General features: G+C 74.1%; 17 protein-coding genes. 5 read left to right on the forward strand and 12 right to left on the reverse strand.

What is annotated here, in order from left to right; genetic code table 11:
• Positions 1–30: 30 nt before the first annotated feature.
• From groL to LUZ64_RS20505, 3 genes are all read right to left on the reverse strand, one after another.
• The gene (groL, locus tag LUZ64_RS20495) at positions 31–1,653 is read right to left on the reverse strand and encodes a chaperonin GroEL (protein WP_095579305.1); all 1,623 of its coding nucleotides are present in this window, start codon (positions 1,651–1,653) and stop codon (positions 31–33) included.
• Between the two features lie 131 nt (positions 1,654–1,784).
• The gene (gene groES, locus LUZ64_RS20500; RefSeq protein ID WP_087927613.1) at positions 1,785–2,093 is read right to left on the reverse strand and encodes a co-chaperone GroES; all 309 of its coding nucleotides are present in this window, start codon (positions 2,091–2,093) and stop codon (positions 1,785–1,787) included.
• Between the two features lie 530 nt (positions 2,094–2,623).
• Positions 2,624–3,532: a polysaccharide deacetylase family protein gene (locus tag LUZ64_RS20505; RefSeq protein ID WP_232390500.1), complete on the reverse strand. Its 909-nt coding sequence runs from the start codon at positions 3,530–3,532 to the stop codon at positions 2,624–2,626.
• Between the two features lie 74 nt (positions 3,533–3,606).
• Between LUZ64_RS20505 and LUZ64_RS20510 the strand changes: the two genes are divergently transcribed.
• Both LUZ64_RS20510 and LUZ64_RS20515 read left to right on the forward strand, forming a co-directional pair.
• Positions 3,607–4,815: a THUMP-like domain-containing protein gene (locus LUZ64_RS20510; RefSeq protein WP_095579307.1), complete on the forward strand. Its 1,209-nt coding sequence runs from the start codon at positions 3,607–3,609 to the stop codon at positions 4,813–4,815.
• A gap of 220 nt (positions 4,816–5,035) precedes the next feature.
• Positions 5,036–6,655: an MFS transporter gene (locus tag LUZ64_RS20515; RefSeq protein WP_095579308.1), complete on the forward strand. Its 1,620-nt coding sequence runs from the start codon at positions 5,036–5,038 to the stop codon at positions 6,653–6,655.
• A 75-nt stretch (positions 6,656–6,730) separates the two neighbouring features.
• Here the strand turns inward: LUZ64_RS20515 and LUZ64_RS20520 are convergent, their stop codons facing one another.
• From LUZ64_RS20520 to tsaB, 4 genes are read right to left on the reverse strand one after another with little or no spacing between them, the layout of a single operon-like run.
• Entirely contained in the window at positions 6,731–7,372 is a 642-nt protein-coding gene (locus LUZ64_RS20520) for a hypothetical protein (protein ID WP_095579309.1), read from the reverse strand.
• Positions 7,369–8,553: a tRNA (adenosine(37)-N6)-threonylcarbamoyltransferase complex transferase subunit TsaD gene (tsaD, locus tag LUZ64_RS20525; RefSeq protein ID WP_095579310.1), complete on the reverse strand. Its 1,185-nt coding sequence runs from the start codon at positions 8,551–8,553 to the stop codon at positions 7,369–7,371. Before tsaD ends, LUZ64_RS20520 begins: the two co-directional genes overlap by 4 nt.
• On the reverse strand, positions 8,537–9,184 hold the full coding sequence (rimI, locus tag LUZ64_RS20530) for a ribosomal protein S18-alanine N-acetyltransferase (protein ID WP_095579311.1): 648 nt from the start codon (positions 9,182–9,184) through the stop codon (positions 8,537–8,539). Before rimI ends, tsaD begins: the two co-directional genes overlap by 17 nt.
• Complete coding sequence (tsaB, locus tag LUZ64_RS20535) at positions 9,181–9,849, reverse strand: tRNA (adenosine(37)-N6)-threonylcarbamoyltransferase complex dimerization subunit type 1 TsaB (RefSeq protein WP_095579312.1); 669 nt, start codon at positions 9,847–9,849, stop codon at positions 9,181–9,183. Before tsaB ends, rimI begins: the two co-directional genes overlap by 4 nt.
• Positions 9,850–9,978: 129 nt before the next feature.
• Here tsaB and LUZ64_RS20540 point away from each other — a divergent pair, with 129 nt between their 5' ends.
• Positions 9,979–10,560 carry a hypothetical protein gene (locus LUZ64_RS20540; RefSeq protein ID WP_095579313.1) on the forward strand — a complete coding sequence of 194 codons (582 nt, stop codon included), beginning with the start codon at positions 9,979–9,981 and terminating at the stop codon, positions 10,558–10,560.
• Positions 10,561–10,933: 373 nt separating this feature from the next.
• Here LUZ64_RS20540 and LUZ64_RS20545 read toward each other — a convergent pair whose 3' ends face one another.
• From LUZ64_RS20545 to alr, 4 genes are all read right to left on the reverse strand, one after another.
• Complete coding sequence (locus LUZ64_RS20545) at positions 10,934–11,149, reverse strand: hypothetical protein (RefSeq protein WP_095579314.1); 216 nt, start codon at positions 11,147–11,149, stop codon at positions 10,934–10,936.
• A gap of 288 nt (positions 11,150–11,437) precedes the next feature.
• Positions 11,438–11,995 carry a tRNA (adenosine(37)-N6)-threonylcarbamoyltransferase complex ATPase subunit type 1 TsaE gene (gene tsaE / locus LUZ64_RS20550; protein ID WP_095579315.1) on the reverse strand — a complete coding sequence of 186 codons (558 nt, stop codon included), beginning with the start codon at positions 11,993–11,995 and terminating at the stop codon, positions 11,438–11,440.
• A gap of 20 nt (positions 11,996–12,015) precedes the next feature.
• Positions 12,016–13,257, reverse strand: a complete 1,242-nt coding sequence (locus LUZ64_RS20555) for an alpha/beta fold hydrolase (protein ID WP_095579316.1) — start codon at positions 13,255–13,257, stop codon at positions 12,016–12,018.
• A 17-nt stretch (positions 13,258–13,274) separates the two neighbouring features.
• Positions 13,275–14,480: an alanine racemase gene (gene alr / locus LUZ64_RS20560; protein ID WP_095579317.1), complete on the reverse strand. Its 1,206-nt coding sequence runs from the start codon at positions 14,478–14,480 to the stop codon at positions 13,275–13,277.
• A gap of 252 nt (positions 14,481–14,732) precedes the next feature.
• On the opposite strand from alr, the gene LUZ64_RS20565 reads away from it, so the two are divergent.
• Together LUZ64_RS20565 and LUZ64_RS20570 are read left to right on the forward strand one after the other, a co-directional pair.
• Positions 14,733–16,181 carry an NAD(P)H-hydrate dehydratase gene (locus tag LUZ64_RS20565; RefSeq protein ID WP_232390501.1) on the forward strand — a complete coding sequence of 483 codons (1,449 nt, stop codon included), beginning with the start codon at positions 14,733–14,735 and terminating at the stop codon, positions 16,179–16,181.
• A 77-nt stretch (positions 16,182–16,258) separates the two neighbouring features.
• Positions 16,259–16,402 (forward strand): hypothetical protein, encoded by a 144-nt coding sequence (locus LUZ64_RS20570; RefSeq protein ID WP_170116958.1) that lies wholly within the window; start codon positions 16,259–16,261, stop codon positions 16,400–16,402.
• Here the strand turns inward: LUZ64_RS20570 and LUZ64_RS20575 are convergent.
• Entirely contained in the window at positions 16,392–19,727 is a 3,336-nt protein-coding gene (locus LUZ64_RS20575) for a serine protease (RefSeq protein WP_095584941.1), read from the reverse strand. The two genes, LUZ64_RS20570 and LUZ64_RS20575, sit on opposite strands and share 11 nt — an antisense overlap.
• Positions 19,728–20,078 lie beyond the last annotated feature (351 nt).

The following is a 20,078-nucleotide window of genomic DNA, read 5'->3' on the forward strand; positions in this document are numbered from 1 at the left end:
AGGCGCGCGACCAGCCGGAGTGATCCGGAACTAGTGGGCGTGACCGTGGCCGTGACCGGCCTCGGCCTCCTCCTCGGCCGGCTTCTCGACGACCAGGGTCTCGGTCGTGAGCAGCAGGGAGGCGATGGAGGCGGCGTTCTCCAGGGCGGAGCGGGTGACCTTGACCGGGTCGATGACGCCGGCCTTCACCAGGTCGCCGTACTCGCCGGTCGCGGCGTTGAAGCCCTGGCCCTTGTCGAGCTCGGCGACCTTCGAGGTGATGACGTAGCCCTCGAGGCCGGCGTTCTCGGCGATCCAGCGCAGCGGCTCGACGGCGGCGCGGCGGACCACGGCGACACCGGTGGCCTCGTCGCCGGCCTTGTCGAGGTTGCCCTCGAGGACCTTGACGGCGTGGACGAGCGCGGAGCCACCACCGGAGACGATGCCCTCCTCGACCGCGGCGCGGGTCGCGGAGATGGCGTCCTCCAGACGGTGCTTCTTCTCCTTGAGCTCGACCTCGGTGGCCGCACCCACGCGGATGACGCAGACGCCACCGGCGAGCTTGGCGAGGCGCTCCTGGAGCTTCTCGCGGTCCCAGTCGGAGTCCGTGGACTCGATCTCGGCCTTGATCTGGGCGACGCGGCCCTCGACGTCACCGGAGTTGCCGCCACCGTCGACGATGGTGGTGTCGTCCTTGGTGATGGTCACGCGGCGGGCGGTGCCCAGCACGTCCAGACCGGCCTGGTCGAGCTTGAGGCCGACCTCCTCGGCGATGACGGTGGCACCGGTGAGGGTGGCCATGTCGCCGAGCATCGCCTTGCGGCGGTCACCGAAGCCGGGGGCCTTGACGGCCACGGCGTTGAAGGTGCCACGGATCTTGTTGACGACGAGGGTGGAGAGCGCCTCGCCCTCGACGTCCTCGGCGATGATCAGCAGCGGCTTGCTGGCGCCGGCCTGGATGACCTTCTCCAGCAGCGGCAGCAGGTCCTGGATCGAGGAGATCTTGCCCTGGTGGATCAGGATGTACGGGTCGTCGAGGACGGCCTCCATACGCTCCTGGTCGGTCACCATGTAGGGGGACAGGTAGCCCTTGTCGAAGGCCATGCCCTCGGTGAAGTCGAGCTCCAGGCCGAAGGTGTTCGACTCCTCGACGGTGATGACACCGTCCTTGCCGACCTTGTCCATCGCCTCGGCGATGAGCTCGCCGACCTGCTTGTCCTGGGCGGACAGGGCGGCGACGGCGGCGATGTCGGACTTGTCCTCGATCGGACGGGCGGTCGCGAGCAGCTCGTCGGAGACGGCCTTGACCGCGGCGTCGATGCCCTTCTTCAGGGAGGCCGGGGAGGCGCCGGCGGCGACGTTGCGCAGACCCTCGCGGACCAGCGCCTGGGCCAGCACGGTCGCGGTGGTGGTGCCGTCACCCGCGATGTCGTTGGTCTTGGTCGCCACCTCCTTGACGAGCTGGGCGCCGAGGTTCTCGTAGGGGTCGTCGAGCTCGACCTCACGCGCGATGGTGACACCGTCGTTGGTGATGGTCGGGGCACCGAACTTCTTGTCGATGACGACGTTGCGGCCCTTGGGGCCGATCGTCACCTTGACCGTGTCGGCCAGCTTGTTGACGCCACGCTCGAGGGCGCGACGGGCATCCTCGTCGAACTTCAGGATCTTCGCCATGAGTTGCTTCAAGTCCTCTCAAACGAACTGCGCCCTGGTGCCCAATTGTCGAAATGACACGGGGACCAGGGCACAGATCACATCAAACGGGGTGCAGCACCGGCCCGGGGAGCGACCCCCGGACCCCCGGCTTACTTCTCGATGATCGCGAGAACGTCGCGAGCCGAGAGGACGAGGTACTCCTCGCCGTTGTACTTCACCTCGGTGCCGCCGTACTTGCTGTAGAGCACGACATCGCCGACGGAGACGTCGAGCGGAAGGCGGTTGCCCTCCTCGAAGCGGCCCGGGCCCACGGCCAGGACGACGCCCTCCTGGGGCTTCTCCTTGGCGGTGTCCGGAATGACCAGGCCCGAGGCCGTGGTCTGCTCGGCGTCGAGCGGCTGGACCACGATGCGGTCCTCGAGCGGCTTGATGGCAACCTTGGAGCTGGTGGTCGTCACGATCCGACCTCCCCCTTCGGAGATCTCACGGGGTTATCTGTCTGAGGTGGCGACCAGGAGCATCCGTCGTCGCGGGTGCCGGATCCTGCCCGTCGCTGTGGCTGGCACTCCCGAGTGGAGAGTGCCAACGGAGCCGAGACTATGACGCGGTTAGCACTCGGTCAAGCGGAGTGCCAATTCGCCGTGCGGCGAGCTCACCGGTTCACCCCTGGGGGTACGCACCCCGCCGGGCGGACGGGCGCGGGCCCGGCTCCGTCGCGCGGTGGTCGCACGAGGCGTCCCGGCCGGTCGGGCGGCGTGCCCGGTGATCCGGCGCGGAGGTGGATCTGCCCGCGCGCCGGGGGTCGTAATCCTCCGGATTCTCCGCATGGCGCCTACGGCGCCGCTCGGCGCGGACAACCCTGCCCGCTCGCGCGTGCCCGGCCCCGGCCGCCCCGCGCACCCGGCCCGGCCGCCCCGTGCCCACGGCCCCCTGCCCTCTCCGAGCGCACGGCCCTCTCCGAGCGCACGCCCCCTCCGTGGGCACGGCCCTACACGTAATCCTCCAGACGGGCCACCGTGAACCCCTGCCGCTGGATGCTCCGCAGCATGTTGGTGACGTGCCGGGTCATGGACGTGCCCTTGAGCTCCTGCGGCCCGCGGAAGTGCGCCAGCACGATGTCGCCCGCGCGCAGCTTGCCGCCGTCCGCGTAGCGCATGTCGTTGATCTGCATCGTCGCCTCCCACAGCACGACCGCCTTCACACCGCAGTCGCCCGCCGCCGTCAGCGTCGCGTCGTTGTAGTTGCCGTAAGGCGGGCGGAAGAGGGCCGGGCGCGTGCCGAACCGCTTCTCCAGCGCCTCCTGCTGCCCGCACACCTCCCGGCGCTGAGCCTCGGGCGGCAGCGTGCGGAGGTTGGGGTGCGAGAGGGTGTGGTTGTGGACGCCGTTGCGCTTCCCGTCGGCGCCCGCCTCGCCCCGCAACCGCTCGAAGTAGTCGTAGCCGCTGCCCGCGCGGGCGATGTCGTCCGTAAGGAACATCGAGAACGGCAGTTTGAGGTCCTCGGCCATCTTCACGAACTCGGGGTCCTTCTCGGCCCCGTCGTCGAAGGTCACGAAGACGACCTTGTCCTGGGTGGGCACCCGCTTGACGACCTTGGGCGCGTCGCCCGGCCGCATCCCGTCCGTCAGTCCGGCCGTGGGCGGCTTCGGGGGCGCGGCCAGCGGTTTGTCGAGCCCCCAGCGGCGGTAGGTCTCCGGGTCCGGCGCGGCGGGGCTCGGGGAGGCCGCGCCCGTGCCCGTACGGGCGGAGGGCGAGCCGGCCGCTTTGTCCGGGCCGGAGGAGGATCCCGACGAACAGCCCGCGAGCAGCCCGGCCAGGAGCAGGGCCGCGGCACAGACGGGCCCTGCGGTACGGAAACGGTGGCGAGGGGCCCGGGGGCCGGATATGGAGGGACTCACCCTTCCGATTGTTGTTCATGTATTCGAGTGACGATCCCGTCCGGCCCTCCGTCCCGGGGCGGGGGTCGGCGAGAATGAGACACGTGCCCGCACCGAACACGCAGACCGCCGCCAGCCTCCACGCCTTCGCCGCCCTCCTCACCGACGAGGGCCGGCGGCTCCTCGCGGACCTCCGCGACCACGACCCCGCCCAGGAGCTCGCCACGGCCACCCGGCTGCGCCGGGACCACCCCGCCGAGCTGGTCTCGGCGGCCCTCGGGCAGGCCCGGCTGCGGCAGCGGGCGGTCGCGAAGTTCGGCGCCGAGGACGCGTTCCGCATGTTCTTCACCCCGAACGGCGTCGAGCAGTCCACCCGCAAGTCCGTGGCCGAGTACCGCGCCGCGCGCTTCGCCGGTCTCGGGATCCGCTCGGTGGCCGATCTGTGCTGCGGCATCGGCGGCGACGCGATCGCCCTGGCCCGGCTGGGCATCCGGGTCCTGGCCGTCGACCGCGACCCGCTGACCTGCGAGGCCGCCCGGGCCAACGCGGAGGCGCTGGGGCTCGCGGAGCTGATCGAGGTGCGCTGCGCGGATGTCGCGGAGATCGACACCACGGGGTACGACGCCGTCTTCGTCGACCCCGCGCGGCGGGGCGGCCGGGGCCGGATCTTCGACCCCGAGGCGTACTCCCCGCCGCTCTCCTGGGCGGTCGGGGCGGCCCTCAAGGCCCCGCACGCCGCCCTCAAGATCGCCCCGGGTGTCCCCCACGAGGCCGTCCCGGACGGGGCAGAGGCCGAGTGGATCTCGGACGGCGGCGATGTGAAGGAGGCCGTGCTCTGGTTCGGCACGGCCCCGGGCACCCGGCGCGCGACGCTGCTGCCGGGCGCGCACACGCTGGTGGGCGCCGGACTCCCGGACCCCGCCGTGCGCCCCGTGGGCCGCTATCTCTACGAGCCGGACGGCGCGGTGATCCGCGCACATCTGGTCGCGGACGTCGCGGAGCGGGTGGCGGGCGGGCTGATCGACGAGACGATCGCCTATGTGACGTCGGACCGCCTGGTGGAGACGCCGTACGCCGCGGCGTACGAGATCACCGACGTGATGCCGTTCAACCTGAAGAAGCTCAAGGCCCTGCTGCGCGAGCGGAAGGTCGGCGTCGTGACCGTGAAGAAGCGCGGCTCGGCGGTGGAGCCGGAAGAGCTCCGCAAGAAGCTCAAGCTCGACGGCGCGAACTCCTGCACGATCCTGCTCACCCGGGTGGCCGGGGCCCCGACGATGCTGCTGGGGCACCCGGCGCACGCGTAGCGCTCCGGGAGGCCGGTCGCCCGTCCGGGGCACCCGGCGCGCGCGTAGCGATCCCCGCGTCTCACGCCCCCGATCGCCCCCGATCGCCCGATCACCCGAATGGCCGCGTCCGGAAAGCGGCCTTACGGTGGACAAAGGTGCGAACCGCACCTGTCGCCGGGCCGCGGAACCGTCGCGGGCCGGGACGCGACGCGCAGGACGCGCACGACGCACCACCGCCATGACGAGCTCTCAGCCGACTCCGCTTCCGGCCACGGGCCCCGGCGCTCCGGGGCCCGGCACCGCGCACGCGCGCGGCAACGGGGTCGCGCTCCTCGTCATCGCCTCGTGCCAGCTGATGGTGGTCCTCGACATCACCATCGTGAACATCGCCCTGCCGCACATCCAGAGCTCCCTGCACTTCTCCACCACCGGCCTGGCCTGGGTGGTCAACGCCTACACGCTCACCTTCGGCGGCCTGCTGCTCCTCGGCGGCCGGGCCGGTGACATCCTCGGCCGGCGCCGGGTCTTCGTCTTCGGCGTGCTGCTGTTCGTCCTCGCCTCGCTGCTCGGCGGCCTGGCCCAGGACTCCGGCCAGTTGCTGGCCGCCCGCGCGCTCCAGGGTGTGGGCGGCGCGATCGCCTCGCCGACCTCGCTCGCTCTGATCACCACCACCTTCACGGAAGGCCCCGCCCGCAACCGGGCGTTCGGCGTCTTCGCCGCGGTGTCCGCGGGCGGCGGCGCCATCGGCCTGCTGGCGGGCGGCATGCTCGTCCAGTGGCTGGACTGGCGCTGGGTGCTCTTCGTGAACGTCCCCATCGGCCTACTCATCGCCCTCGCCACACCCCACTGCATCAGCGAGTCCGAACGCCACCCGGGCCACTTCGACCTCGCCGGTGCCCTCACCTCGACGCTCGGCATGGCCCTGCTGGTCTACGGCTTCATCCGCGCCGCCCAGGAGGGCTGGCGGGACGGCGTCACCCTGGCCTCGTTCGGCGCGGCGCTGCTGCTCCTCGCGGCTTTCGTCCTCGTCGAGTCGCGTTCGAAGCAGCCGATCACCCCGCTGAGGATGTTCGCCGACCGCAACCGGGCGGGCACGTACGGGATCATGCTGAGCCTCGCCGCCGCGATCTTCGGCATGTTCTTCTTCCTCACCCTGTTCGTGCAGAACGTGCTGGGCTTCAGCCCGTTGCGGGCCGGGCTGGCCTTCCTGCCGGTGAGCGCCGTCATCGCCGTCGGCGCGGGCCTGGCCTCCCAGCTCCTGCCGCGGTACGGGCCCAAGCCGTTCATGGTGGTCGGCGCGATCCTGGCGGCCGGCGGACTGAGCTGGCTGACCCTCACCGACGTCCACTCCACGTACCTGGGCAGCGTCCTCGGCCCCATGCTCGTCTTCAGCCTGGGCATGGGCATGCAGTTCGTCTCGCTGACCCTGATGGCCGTCTCCGGCGTGCCCCCGCACGAGTCGGGCGCCGCGTCCGGCCTGCTGAACGCCACCCAGCAGGTGGGCGGTTCGCTGGGCCTGTCCATCCTGGTCACGGTCTTCGGCACGGCCAGCCGCGACGAGGCCCGCACCCAGGTCCCCCGCTTCCTCGAAACCGCCACCCCACCGGAGCGCCTCGCCTTCCGGCGCACGGGGCAACTGCCGCGCCCGTGGTCGGACGAGGTACTGACCTCCGGGGTCTCCGCGGCGTTCGTCGTGGCGGCGGCCTTCACGGTGGTGGCGGCGGTGATCGCGCTGCTGGCGATCCAGGTACGGCCGTCGGACGTGGAACGACTGCGGGGCGGCGCGCCGTCCGAGGCGAAGGCCGAGGCCGCGGAGGGCATGGACGCGACGGGAATGAGCGGGTGGCGGCCGGACTAGCGAAGGACGGCCCGGCCGGCGGATAAAGCCGTACCGACGAATGACGGACGGATCAGCGCGGCAAGCCCGCCCGGCTCACACGTGGCGAGGCACCGGCCCGGCCTCCCCGCCCTCCATCCCCCGCGCCCACCGCCGGTGCGCCAGCGCCTTGGCCAGGCCCTGGGTGCCGGGGAAGGCCAGGGAAGCCGTCAGGCCGACCGCGTAGGCGTATGTCGAGCCGTCGATCTCCCCCAGGGGTCGCGAGGACACCTCCGCCACGTACGCCCCGGCGACGATCACCGCGCCCGCCGACGGGAGCAGCGACATCAGCAGCCAGAGCCGGGTGAGGCCCGCCGCCCGGTACGCGCGGTCGCCGTAAGGGTCACGGTCCAGGGCCGCCCAGCGGCGCAGGCGTTCGCGGGCCCGGCGGTCCTTGCGGAGGCCGGAGGCGAGGCCGAGGACCGAGGGTACGGCCGCGCAGCCGGCCAGGGCGAGGAAGGCCGCCGCGTGGAGGTACCGGACCACGCCGCCGTCCGCGGCGGCTTCGAGTCCCAGCACGGCGAACACCCAGCCGAGGGCCGTCAGGGCACTCAGCAGCCACAGGAGCAGCAGCCGCCCCGGGGCGAGTTGGGCGTGGACGAGGTGGTCGAGGGCACGGGCCCGGTCGGCGAGCAGGGCCGGGCGGTCCGGCCAGGTACGTATGTGCGCGGGAGGAGGGGGTGGCGGCAGGGGCGTCACGGGTCGTAGAGGTTCCTCTTGCTCAGTTCGTGTACGTGGTCGTGGTCGTGGTCATGGTCGTGGCCGTGGTCATGGTCGTGGTCACGACCGTGCGCGCGGGGGCGGTGGGAGCCGTGGGGGTCGTCGTCCCCGGCCGGTACGTGCGTCTCCGTCACCGGCAGCGAGGAGTCCGCCGACAGGCCCCACGAGGACGCCGTACGGCCCCGCGCGACCATCTCCGCGCCCAGCGCCGCGACCATGGCGCCGTTGTCCGTGCACAGCTTCGGGCGGGGCACGCGCAGCGTGATGCCCGCGTCCTCGCAGCGGCGCGCGGCCAGGGCCCGCAGCCGGGTGTTGGCGGCGACGCCGCCGCCGATCATGAGGTGGTCGACGCCGTTGTCCACGCAGGCCCGGACGGCCTTACGGGTGAGGACGTCCACGACAGCCTCCTGGAAGGACGCGGCGACGTCCGCGACCGGCACTTCCTCGCCCGCCGCCCGTTTGGCCTCGATCCAGCGGGCGACAGCGGTCTTGAGGCCGGAGAAGGAGAAGTCGTAGACGGGGTCGCGTGAGCCGGTCAGGCCGCGCGGGAAGCGGATCGCTTCGGGGTCGCCCTCGCGGGCGTAGCGGTCGATCACGGGGCCGCCGGGGAAGCCGAGGTGCAGGACGCGGGCCACCTTGTCGAACGCCTCGCCCGCGGCGTCGTCGACCGTCGAGCCCAGCGGGCGGACGTCGGAGGTGATGTCGGGGGCCAGCAGCAGCGAGGAGTGCCCGCCGCTGACCAGCAGGGCCATGGTCGGCTCGGGCAGCGCGCCGTGTTCGAGCTGGTCCACGCAGATGTGCGAGGCGAGGTGGTTGACGCCGTAGAGGGGCTTGCCGAGGGCGTACGCGTACGCCTTGGCCGCCGCGACGCCGACGAGCAGCGCGCCCGCGAGGCCGGGGCCGGCCGTGACGGTGACGCCGTCCAGGTCGCGGGCGCGGACGCCCGCCTCCTTCAGTGCCCGCTCGACGGTCGGGACCATCGCCTCCAGATGGGCGCGGCTCGCGACCTCGGGGACGACGCCGCCGAAGCGGGCGTGTTCGTCGACGCTGGAGGCGACGGCGTCGGCGAGGAGGGTGTGGCCGCGGACGATGCCGACACCCGTCTCGTCGCAGGAGGTCTCGATGCCTAGGACAAGGGGTTCATCAGCTCTCAGGGCCATGGGTGGTACCTCGCACTGCCGAGTCGGGGTCGGTGAGGCGCATGACGAGGGCGTCGACGTTACCGGGCTGGTAGTAGCCGCGGCGGACACCGACGGGTTCGAAGCCGAAGCGTTCGTAGAGCCGCTGGGCACGGGTGTTGTCGACCCGGACCTCCAGGAGCACCTCGCGGCACTCGAAGGCGGTCGCGGTGGTGAGGAGCTCGGTGAGCAGACGGGCGCCGAGGCCGGTGCCCCAGTGGTCGGAGGCGACGGCGATGGTCTGGACGTCACCCGTGCCGTCGATCGCGGCGAGGCCGGCGTAGCCGACGATCCGGCCGCCGGTGCCCGCGCCGGACGCGCCCGCGCCCGTCGGCTCGTCGGTGGCGTCCACATGGCGGCCCGCCACGCCCGCGGGGCCGGAGCCCGGGGCGCCGCCCTCGGCCGGGCCGGGGGCCGCCTCGGGCGCGGCGCCCGGGTCGGCCCACTCGGCCACCACGTACCGGCGGTTGGCGCCCGCGCCGCGCGCGTGCGCCAGCTCGGACCAGAACAGGCCCTTCGACCAGGCGTCGTCCGGGAAGAGCGCGCGCTCCAGCTCCAGCACCGGCGCGATGTCCCACCAGCGCATCTCGCGGATCCGCACCGTGCCGGTCACTGCGGGGTGACCACCTTGTAGTTGGCCGGGACCTTGGCGTCCGGACGGCGCAGGTACAGCGGCTGGTCGGGCAGGAACTCGCCGCCCGTGCGGAGCTTCTCCGCGGCGAGGGCGGCCAGCGCGCCCGCGTACTGGTGCTCGGGCATGTCGGCCCGTACGTCCGTGAAGGCGTCGGGGTAGAGCACGGCGCCCGCGCCGATGGCGGTGAGGCCCGCGAGCGGCTCAGTGAGGTCGGCGGGGCGGTCCACGGCGGGCTCGGTGACCCGGGTGCGGGCGTCGGCGTACCGGGCCCAGTAGACCTCCTTGCGGCGGGCGTCCGTCGCGACGACGAACTCGCCCTCCAGCCCGGCCTGGCCGGCGGCGTAGGCGATGCCGTCCAGGGAGCACAGGCCGTGGACGGGCACCGAGAGCGCGGCGCCGAAGGTCGCGGCGGTGACGATGCCGACGCGCAGGCCGGTGTACGGGCCGGGGCCGACGCCGACGACGATGCCGGTCACGGCGTCCAGCGTGCGGCCGGCCTCGCCGAGCACCCGGTCGACGGCCGGGAGCAGCAGCTCACCGTGCCTGCGGGCGTCCACCTGACGCGATTCGGCGATGACTTTGTCGCCGTCGTGAAGAGCGACGGTGACGGCGGGGGTGGCGGTATCAAGAGCGAGCAGCAGCACACTGACAGCCTACGGCGCGCCACGGGGCGGGCGGTGCCCGCGTGCGCCCGCGCCGAGGGCGCGGCGGGGGCGTACGCGGGTGCTACGGTCAGCCGCATAGCCGTACGCAGGACGAAAGGGTGCGCCGCCGTGGCACGCAGTTCGGGGATCATAGTGGCCGCGCTCACCGCCGCGGCGCTGGGCGGCGTCGGCTTCCTCGCCTTCCAGGCCGAGGCCGCGCCCGACCGCCCCCGCCCGTCCGCCTCCTCGCCGTCCGGTAAGGAAAAGGGCCAGGACGGCCAGGACAAGGCGGGCCAGGACCAGGCGGCCAAGGAGAAGGAAGCCGCGACGGCGCTTCCCGCCAACTCCGGCACCGGCGCCCGCGTCGTCTACGCCCTCGCGCAGAAGCGCGTCTGGCTGGTCGGCGCCGACGGAAAGGTCACCCGCACCTTCGAGGTCGCCCCCAGCACCGTGAACCCCCCGGTCGGCCCGTACAAGGTCACGTCCCGCGACCCCACGGGCCTGGGCTCGGACAACACCCGGATCGAGCACATCGTGCGTTTCCACCGTGACGCGAACGGGGTGGTGTTCGGGTTCAGCGCGGCGGTGGACGGGTCGCTGCCGGACCCCGCCTCGACGAAGAAGACGGGCGGCATCCGGGAGAAGCCGGCGGACGGGCTGGCGCTGTGGAACGTGGCGGTGAACGGGGCGAAGGTGGTCGTGGTCCCGTAGGGACCTGGGTGCCCCGCAGGGACCAGGGTGCCCCGTAGGGGCCGGGGTTTCCCCTGCCCGCCCCTTCCCGTGACCGGGGGCGAGCCTCCCGGGCCCCCTTTTCCGCGCTGACGCGCGGTGTCCTCAAACGCCGGACGGGCTGAGTTGTCGCCCGGGACCGGGCGGGAAGACCGCCCCTGGCGCAGAGGAAGCCGACCTCGGACAGGAGCGGAGTCCAGCCCGGCCGGGGCCCTCCCAGCGGTGGCCGGGGAGTCCGAGACCACGGTGCGTCAGCACGGCCGGGGGTCCGGGGTCCTCCCCGGTTCCGGGAAGGGGCGGGGCCGGGGAAAATCCGCCGGAGGCGTCATCCCTCCCCCGTACGGGCTAACCGCGGCTACGCCGCGTCCCGCTCCCCCTCGGAACCTTCACGCGCCTCCGGCGCGCGCGGCGGTGTCGACACCGCGTCCGCCGCCGCACAAGCCGCCAGAAGATCCCGCATCGACATGGCCGGAAGCCGCTCGCCGCTCAGTTCCTCGGGGCGGCGGTTCTCATAGGCCTTCTCATGGGCCGCGGCGGCGACAGGCTCGGCAGCAGGCTCGTGGGCCGACATGGGCGCCTCCTGGGGCAGCTGGGCAAGGTTAGGTAGACCTAACCATGTCTCTGCCTCCATGTGACCACGCCGGATACCGCCTGCGCAACATCTTCCCGACGGCTTGTCGGAATACGGGAAGGCGCGCGGAGATCCCACACGCCCCGAGCACCACCCGGCACCCCTGGCCTCACGCCGGACGTCATCCCGGGCATCACGCCAGGCGTCACGACAGGCATCGCCCCAGGCGTCACCCGGGCATCACGCCAGACGTCACCCCAGGCGCCGCCCCAGGCAGCACGCCAGACCTCACCCCAGCGGCGTGAGGTCCACACCCGCCCAGCGCGAGCCCACGCCCGCCAGGGTCACCGTGCGGACGTCGTCGGCCTCGTCCAGGGCGAGCCCGTCCGCGCCCTCGGCGCGCTCGATGACGACGTGCAGCCGGTCCTCGGACAGCTCCTCGACCTTGCCGTCGCCCCACTCCACGACGATCACCGACTCCGGCAGCGAGACGTCGAGGTCCAGGTCCTCCATCTCGTCGAGACCGCCGTTCAGCCGGTAGGCGTCGACGTGGACCAGGGCCGGGCCGTCGCCGAGGGGCGGGTGGGCGCGGGCGATCACGAAGGTCGGGGACGTCACGGCGCCCCGCACGCCGAGGCCCTCGCCGAGGCCGCGCGTCAGGGTCGTCTTGCCGGCGCCCAGCTCACCCGTGAGGAGCAGCAGGTCGCCGGGGCGCAGCAGGGCCGCGAGGCGACGGCCCAAGTCCCGCATGCCCTCGGCGGACTTGACGGTGACCTGGGCGGAGGTGGCGGAGATGGCGGTGGCGACGGTGGCTGCGGCGTCAGGCCGGGCGTTCGGGGCGTTCATACCCGCCGATGGTACGGGGCTCAGCCCCGGCGCCGCGCTCCGGCCGCGTGCCGCAGCCCCGCCTGTACGCCACTCGCGCCGGCCGACGCCAGCAGTTCGGCCAGCTGGTCGTCGACCGTTCCGGGCTGCTCCAGCATCACCATGTGGCCCGCACCGGGCACGCACACGAGCCGGGCGGCCGGCAGGGCCTCCGCGATGGCCTCGCTGTGCTCGTACGGCGTGACCATGTCCCGCTCACCGGCGAGGACGAGCACGGGCCGGTGGTCGAAGGCGCGCAGCGCCGCCCGCTTCTCGTGCTCGGCGAAGACGGGGTAGAAGGCGGCGACGATGTCGACCGGGGTGGCCTCGATCAGCCGCTCGCCGAACCGCGCCACGCCGGGGTCCACGTCCTTCGCGCCGAAGGAGTAGCGCTTGATGATCCCGCCGATGAGCTCGGCGGTGGCCTTCCGCCCCTTCTCGACCAGCTCCGGCTGCGCGGACATCAGCTTGAGCGCGCCCGGCAGGAGGCGCCGCACCACGCTCATCCCGGCGGCCGGGAGACCGTAGGTGTTCTCGGCCATCCCCCCGGAGGACGTCCCGATGAAGGCGGCGCCGACGACGCGCTCGGCGATCAGCTCGGGGTACTGGGCGGCGAGCGCCATCATCGTCATACCGCCCATCGAGTGCCCCACCAGCACCAGCGGCCCCTCGGGCGCGGCGGCGTCGATCACGGCCTTGAGGTCGCGGCCGAGGAGGTCGATGGAGACGCCGGGCGTACGGGCGCGCTCGGAGCGGCCGTGGCTGCGCTGGTCCCAGAAGACGGTGCGGACGGCGCCCCGCAGGGCGGCGCGCTGGAAGTGCCAGGCATCCTGCTGGAGGCAGTAGCCGTGGCTGAAGACCACCGTGACGGGCGGCGCGGGGCGGCGTCCGAGGAACCGCTTGGCGGGCCCGGGGCCGATCTCGTCGACCTCGTAGGCCAGCCGGGTGCCGTCCTCGGCGACCGCGGTGCCGGGCGTGCCGCGCAGCGTCCCGTACGGACCGGAGGAGTCCAGCTCCAGGCGGGCCTTACGGCGTATCCCCCGCCCCACGGTGAGCCGCTCCACGGCGACCCCGACGGCGGCTCCGGCGGCCACGACGCCGAGCGCCGCGCCCGCGATCCCCGCCCCGCGCCACCGGCCGGCCGGAGCGGCGGGGGCGGTGGCCTCCGTGACCGCCGTGGCCGCCGTGAGCACGGAGGCGGCCGTGGCCGCCATGTCCCCGCCCGTGTTCGCGCTGTCGCTCATTCCGTGACCCCCGTGTCCTAGCTCCGCTGCTGGTTCACGCTCTCGTTCACGTTCGTACCCGCGCCCGGGCCCGCGTCCGCGCCGGGTTCCTCACCGACATAGACGCGTGGTACCCGGTTCGAGATGCGTGTCACGACCTCGTACGCGATGGTGCCCGTGGCCCGCGCCCAGTCCTCGGCGGTCGGCTCGCCCCGGTCACCCGGCCCGAACAGCACCGCCTCGTCGCCGACCCGGGCCGTGTCACCGCCGAGGTCGACCACGAACTGGTCCATGGCCACCCGGCCGGCGACCGTCCGCCACTTCCCGCCGATCAGCACCGGCCCGGTGCCGGACCCGGCGCGCGGGATCCCGTCCGCGTAACCGACGGGAACCAGGGCGAGGGTAGTGGCTCCCGGGGTGATGTAGTGATGCCCGTACGAGACACCGTGCCCGCCCGGCACCCGCTTGACGGAGGCGAGGGAGGCGGACAGCGTCATCACCGGGCGCAGGCCCAGCTCCTGCGGGGTGCCGATCTCGGGGCTCGGCGAGACGCCGTAGACCGCGACACCGGTCCGTACCAGGTCGAAGTGGGTCTCCGGCAGCGTGAGCATGGCCGGGGAGTTGGCTATGTGCCGCACCTCCGGCCGGACGCCCTGCCGCTCGGCGTAGCCGACCGCGTCCCGGAAGACCCGCAGCTGGGCCTGGATGGAGGGGTGGCCGGGCTCGTCCGCGCACGCGAAGTGCGACCACACGCCGGTGACGCGCAGGACGCCCTCGTCCTCGGCCGCGCGGGCGGCGGCGATCAGTTCCGGCCAGTCGTCGGGCTGGCAGCCGTTGCGGCCGAGACCGGTGTCGATCTTCAGCTGGACGCGCGCGGGGCGGCCCGCGGCCCGGACGGCCTCCCGGATCTCCGCCACGGCCCACACGCCGCTCACGGAGACGTCGATGCCGGCCTCGATCGCCTCCCGCCACGGCCCGCCCGGGGTCCACAGCCAGCACATCAGCCGGCCCTCGTCCCCGGCCGCGCGCAGCGCGAGCGCCTCCTGAGGGGTGGCCGTGCCGATCCACGTGGCACCGGCCTGGCGGGCCGCGCGGGCGCAGGGCACCGCGCCGTGGCCGTACGCGTCCGCCTTGACCACGGCCATCAGCTGCGCCTGGGGCGCGCGGGCGCGCAGCGCGCGTACGTTGGCCCGCAGGGCGGCCAGGTCGACCAGGGCACGGGCGCGCATCGGAGTCTCGTTCATCCCCGTCAGTGTCTCAGGACGTGCGGGATGGGCGTGCGGGGTGGGCCGCCGGGGGCGTGCGCGGTGCCGCGCCGAGGGCTTCGCCCGGGACTCGCCGGTGCCCTGTCCTGCGCCTCACCGCGGGCCCTGTCCGGTGCCCCGCCGCGTACCCCGTCCGGTGCCGTGTCCGGTCCCCGCCGGTTGCCCCGTCGCATGCTCGCCCGGTGCCTCGTTTCAGGGGCGGGCGCCCGGCCCGGCGGTGAGACTGGGGGCATGAGGACTGCCTACAGCGTCGAGACCGTACGGGCCGCCGAGCGCGCGCTCATGGCACAGCTCCCCCAGGGCGCCCTGATGCAGCGCGCCGCCGCCGGGCTGGCGGCGGCCTGCTCGGACCTGCTGGGGCGTACGTACGGGGCGCGGGTGGCACTCCTCGTCGGGAGCGGCGACAACGGCGGGGACGCGCTGTACGCGGGCGCGCGCCTGGCGCGCCGGGGGGCGGGCGTGACGGCGGTGCTTCTCTCCCCGGAGCGGGCGCACGCGGGCGGCCTGGCCGCGCTGCGGGCGGCGGGCGGCCGGGTGGCCTCGGCCGAGGACGGCGACCGGGCGGTGCGCCGCGCGGACCTGGTCGTGGACGGGATCGTCGGCATCGGCGGCCGCGGCGGCCTGCGCCCGGAGGCCGAGGCGCTGCTCTCGGCCGCCGAGGGCGCCCTGGTCCTGGCCGTGGACCTGCCGAGCGGCGTCGACGCGGACACCGGAGAGGTGCGCGGGGCGACGGTGCGCGCGGACGCCACGGTGACCTTCGGCGCCTACAAGCCGGGCCTGCTCGTCGACCCGGCCCGGGAGCGGGCGGGCGCGCTGCGCCTGATCGACATCGGCCTGGGGCCGCACCTGCCGCGCAGGCCCGAGGCCGAGGCGCTCCAGCACGCGGACGTCGCGGCGCTGCTGCCGCGCCCGGCGGCGGAGAGCGACAAGTACCGGCGGGGCGTGGTCGGCGTGGTCGCGGGTTCCGCCCGCTACCCCGGCGCGGCCGTCCTGGCCGTGGCGGGCGCCCTGCACGGCGGCGCGGGCGCGGTCCGCTACGCGGGCCCGGCGGCGGATGCCGTGGTCGCCCGCTTCCCCGAGACCCTCGTCTCGGAGGGCCCGCCGTCGAAGGCGGGCCGCGTCCAGGCGTGGGTCGTCGGCCCCGGCGCCGGCGACGACGCGGCGGCCCGCCGGGCCCTGGACGACGTCCTCGCCTCGGACGTCCCGGTCCTGGTGGACGCGGACGGCCTGCGGCTGCTGTCGGAGGAGACCGTACGGGCACGGGGCGCGGAAACCGTCCTGACCCCGCACGCGGGCGAGGCCGCGGCCCTGCTGGGCGTCACCCGCACCCGCGTCGAGGCCGCCCGCCTCGCCGCCGCCCGCGAGCTCGCCGCCCGCTTCGGCGCCACCACCCTCCTGAAGGGCTCGACGACGGTCGTCGCCGCCCCCGGCCGCACGGCGGTCCGCGTCAACCCCACGGGCACCCCCTGGCTGGCGACGGCGGGCAGCGGCGACGTCCTCTCGGGCGTCACGGGCTCCCTCCTGGCGGCGGGCCTGCGGGGGCTGGACGCGGCGTCGGTGGGGGCGTACCTGCACGGGCTGGCGGCGCGCTCGCTGGGCGGGGCGCCGCTGACGGCTTCGGGGGTGGCGGGGGCGCTGGCGGGGGCTTGGGGGGAAGTGACGGGGCACTCGTACGAGTGACGGGTGTCCGCCCTGACGCGGGGGCGCCCCTACGCTTTCGGCTCGACGAGCTGTCGGCTCGACGAAGGGAGTGCCCTGTGCCCGACGAGGCCGCACGCGAACCCGCCGCCGACGAGGCCCGCCGCCTGTTGCACGAGTGGAACGGCTACGACCCCGACGAGGACGAGATCGCTCGCCTGGACGCGGAGCTGGACCGGCGGCTGGCCGAGGCTAGAGGGTGATCCAGGTGGTCCAGGGCTGGGCGGTCAGTTCGACGCTCTCGGGGAGCTGCTCCTCGTGGAGCAGGGGCCCGCGATGGACGACGTTCAGCTTCAGCGCGCGTCCGAGCTCCCGGAAGGCCGCCAGGTCGACGGGGCCCGACGTGGTCACCCGTAGCTGGAGGGTCTCGAGGCGCGGATAGGCCCGGAGGAGCTGGGCCGGATCCGGCAGCCGGACGGGGTCGATCAAGGTCACCTTCTCCACCTGAGGCAGCGGGGGCGCCTCGTCGAGGAGGGCCGGATGTTCCGCCGTCACTTCGAGCTCCCTGAGCCGGTCGAGCGTGTCCAAGGCGAGCTGCCGCCTCAGGACCGAGTCGGGAATGACGTAGAAGGCCACCGTTTCGAGGCTCTGATGGCCCCGCACCCCCGCCGACCACAGGGTCGTGCACAGGCCCGGCCCCAGGTCGAGGCGGGCCAGCCCGGACGGCGGCGACAGCGTCTCCCACCGCCGGTGCCCGCGCTCGGGCCAGTGCAGACGCAGCGAGGTGAGCTCCGGCATGTCGGCCAGGGCGTCCAGCCCGTCCGGGCATTCGTCCAGGGTGAGGTGAAGGGTCCGCAGCGCGCTGCTGTCCAGCTCCGACAGATGCGAGATCCCCTTCGTGGCCCCGATCCACAGTCTGTGCAGCGGTGCGCAGTGCCCGAGCGTCCGCAGGTCGACGACCTCCGGACACTGCTGGAGGGACAGGTCCACGAGCGCCGGTGTGGCCAGGTCCGCCGGACCGGTCGCCGCCAGCGGCCCGTTCACCTGGATCCGGGGGCGGCCGCCCCACCGCTTGAGCACGGCCAGCTGCTGCGGCGTCTTGGCCACGAACTGGAGCTGCTGCTCCACGGGCGCGTCCGCCCAGGGCAGCCGACCGATCACGGCCTCCGCGTAATGCTCCGTGTCGAACCGGTCCCACGCCCACGCCAGCTGCGCCCGCACCCGTAGCGCCGGGTGCGTCGCGTACCGCGCCAGCAGCGGGATCGCCCGGTCGTCCGCCACCGTCGTCGCCGCCACGACCACCGCGTGGGCGACCACGTCGTCGAGCCCCTCGGGCCCCGGCAGCAGGTCCAGCACCACCTGCCCCGCCGTCGCCAACGCCTTCGCGGCCTCCTGGTCGCGGGGCGGGACCAGCTCCGCCGCCGCCTTCTCGACCCGGGTGCGGACGTCCGCGTCGACCTCCGTCGCCTGTTCCAGGCAGGCGGCGGCCAGCAGGTGCAGCCGGTACCGGTTGGGCTCCTCGCGCTCGCCGCGCTCCAGCAGCTTGCGGAGGAGCTCCGCGCGGGCGCGCGGCGGTGCGTGGCCGACGCCCATGCGGAGGACGTCCTCCCACTGGTCGTCGTGGGCACTGTTGACGAGGAGGTCGAAGTCCCAGTCGTCGACGGCGGCCTGGGCGCCCAGGTAGTCCTGGAACGTCCGGTGGATGAAGTCCAGGGTCTCGCTGGTCGGCTGCCGCAGCAGACCACTCCGCAGCACCAGATGGCGCAGGATCTCCTCCGCGCTGCCCCGCGCCGCGACCGCGGGCATCGCGGGGAGGGCGCGGTCGAGGATCTCGACGGCCCGGTCCCACTCCAGCTCGGAACGGCCGTTGCGGATCAGCCAGTACGCGATCTTCTGGAGGAGGGCGGTCTGTGCCTGTTCCAGCTCCGGGCCCTCCAGGCCGACGACGATGTCGCGCTCGCGGTCCCGGCGGATCAGGAGGAGCTCCAGCGCGGCCCGGTAGAGCTCCATCCGGCCGTGCGGCAGGTAGCCGCGCCGGGACCGGTTGAGGGCGCAGATCAGCGCGCACATCAGGGGGTTGGTGGCCAGCCGGCCGAGGTCGCGTTTGGTGACGACCGCGGCGGTCAGGGAGTCGCGGAACGCCCGTAGCCGCTCGTCGCCCGCCCGCCCGGCGGCGGTGTGCCAGCGGTCGATGAAGGCGGCGACGTCGGCCCGGCTCATCGGCTGGAGCTCCAGCTCGGTGAACCCGGCGTCCGACAGCCAGCCCTCACGCACGGCGGAGGGACGGGTGGTGAGGACGTAGCGCGCGTCGGGATACGCGGCCAGGAGGTCCTTCAGCCAGGCCAGGGTGCGCCGGCGGTCGGCCTCGGGGACCTCGTCCACGCCGTCGATCAGGATCAGCGCGGTGCCTTCGGCCAGCCGGCGGGTCACCCATCCCTGCGCGGCCGGCAGTCCGGCGAGCGGCCGGGCCGCGGCGGCCAGGAACTCCTCGGGCTGCGGAAGTTCACCCTGACGTATGAGGGTCCGCAGCGGCAGGGTGAGCGGCATGCAGCCGCTGAGGTGGCCGAGGCCGGGCGGCAGGTCGCCCCGGGCGGTGATGGTGGCCAGCCATTGCAGGAGGGTGGTCTTGCCCGAGCCGGCCGCGCCCCGCAGCAGGACCCGCCGCTGCCCGGCCAGGGCCTCCTCGGCGCGCTGCGGAGCGGGTACGGACCGGGCGGGGCCCGCCGGGTCGCCGGTGGGCGGCTCGAAGCCCCGCCCGTCCGCGGGGCCGCCCGCGCCGACCAGTTCGAGGCTGAGGTACGCGGCGTCCAGCGGCCAGGTCTCGCCCTCGCCGTCGGAGAGGGTGAGGCCGATGATGGTCAGCGCGCCGGCCTTCTCGACGATGTAGTCCCGCAGCCGCTGTTCGAACACCTCGACCTCCAGTTGCCGGTGCGAGGTAAGGGAACGCGATTCCGGTTTGTGACCGGCGAGCAGGCACTCGCTGAGGAACCGGAAGTGCGACCACAGGGTGGCCGAGGGGGTGACCGTAAGGCGCCCGTGCCGCCAGCCGCCGGGGTCGGCGCAGACGACGCCGGCGAGGAGACCGTCGACGAAGACGGCGGAGCCGGACATCCCGGCCCACGGCGAGCCGCCGCCGGGGGGCTCCTCGGGTGCGGCGTGCTCGCTGTCGAGGACGTGGCGGCCGCCGATGAGGTTGCTGCCCGGCTTGAAGGTGCCGACGATCTGCTCGGTGTCGAGCTCGTCGTCCCCGTCCCGCTGGACCTGCGGGAAGCCGACGGCCTGGGCACCTGGCCAGGCCCGCAGGTCGTAGGCGCGGCCCCAGACGAGCGGCTCGAACGCGGCCGCGGTCTCCGCGTCGACGAGGTCCCGCTCGGCGACCAGCAGGGCGGCGTCGCAGCGCCGGCTGTCGTCGCGCGCCCAGACCGTACGGCAGCGGACCGGGCCGACCCCGCCGGGCACGACGACCCGCGGGGTGTCGCAGTCACCGATCACGTGTGCGGCGGTCAGCACCAGGTTCGGCGTGAGCAGATAGCCGCTTCCCTGGGCCCGGCCGAATACGGCCGCGATCCGTTCCTTAGCCGGGTGCACGCCCCGCTCCCTCCTGGCCTCCGCCTGACTGAGCGCGGCGCTGACGATACGCCAGATGAGGTGCGGGTGTGGGGGATCGGAGGGGGTGAGGGGGCGGAGCCGAAGGCTCCGCGGGGCGGACCGGGGCGGGGGGCGCGCGCGGGCCGAGCCGGGGGGGGGACCACGCGAGGCCGAGGCAGGGGACCGTGCGGGGCGCGCCGGGGGGAGCGCGTGGCGCCGATGCCGGTGGTACCGCGCGGGCCGAGCCGGGGCCCTCTCGGGCCGGACGGGGGTTGCCGCGCGGGCCGAGCCGCAAACCCGGCGGGGCCAGTCCGGGTTTCCGAACCGCAAACCCGGCGGGGCCGGTCCGGA

The sequence above is a fragment of the Streptomyces albireticuli genome (assembly GCF_021228125.1).
GTDB classification, from domain to species: Bacteria; Actinomycetota; Actinomycetes; order Streptomycetales; family Streptomycetaceae; genus Streptomyces; species Streptomyces albireticuli.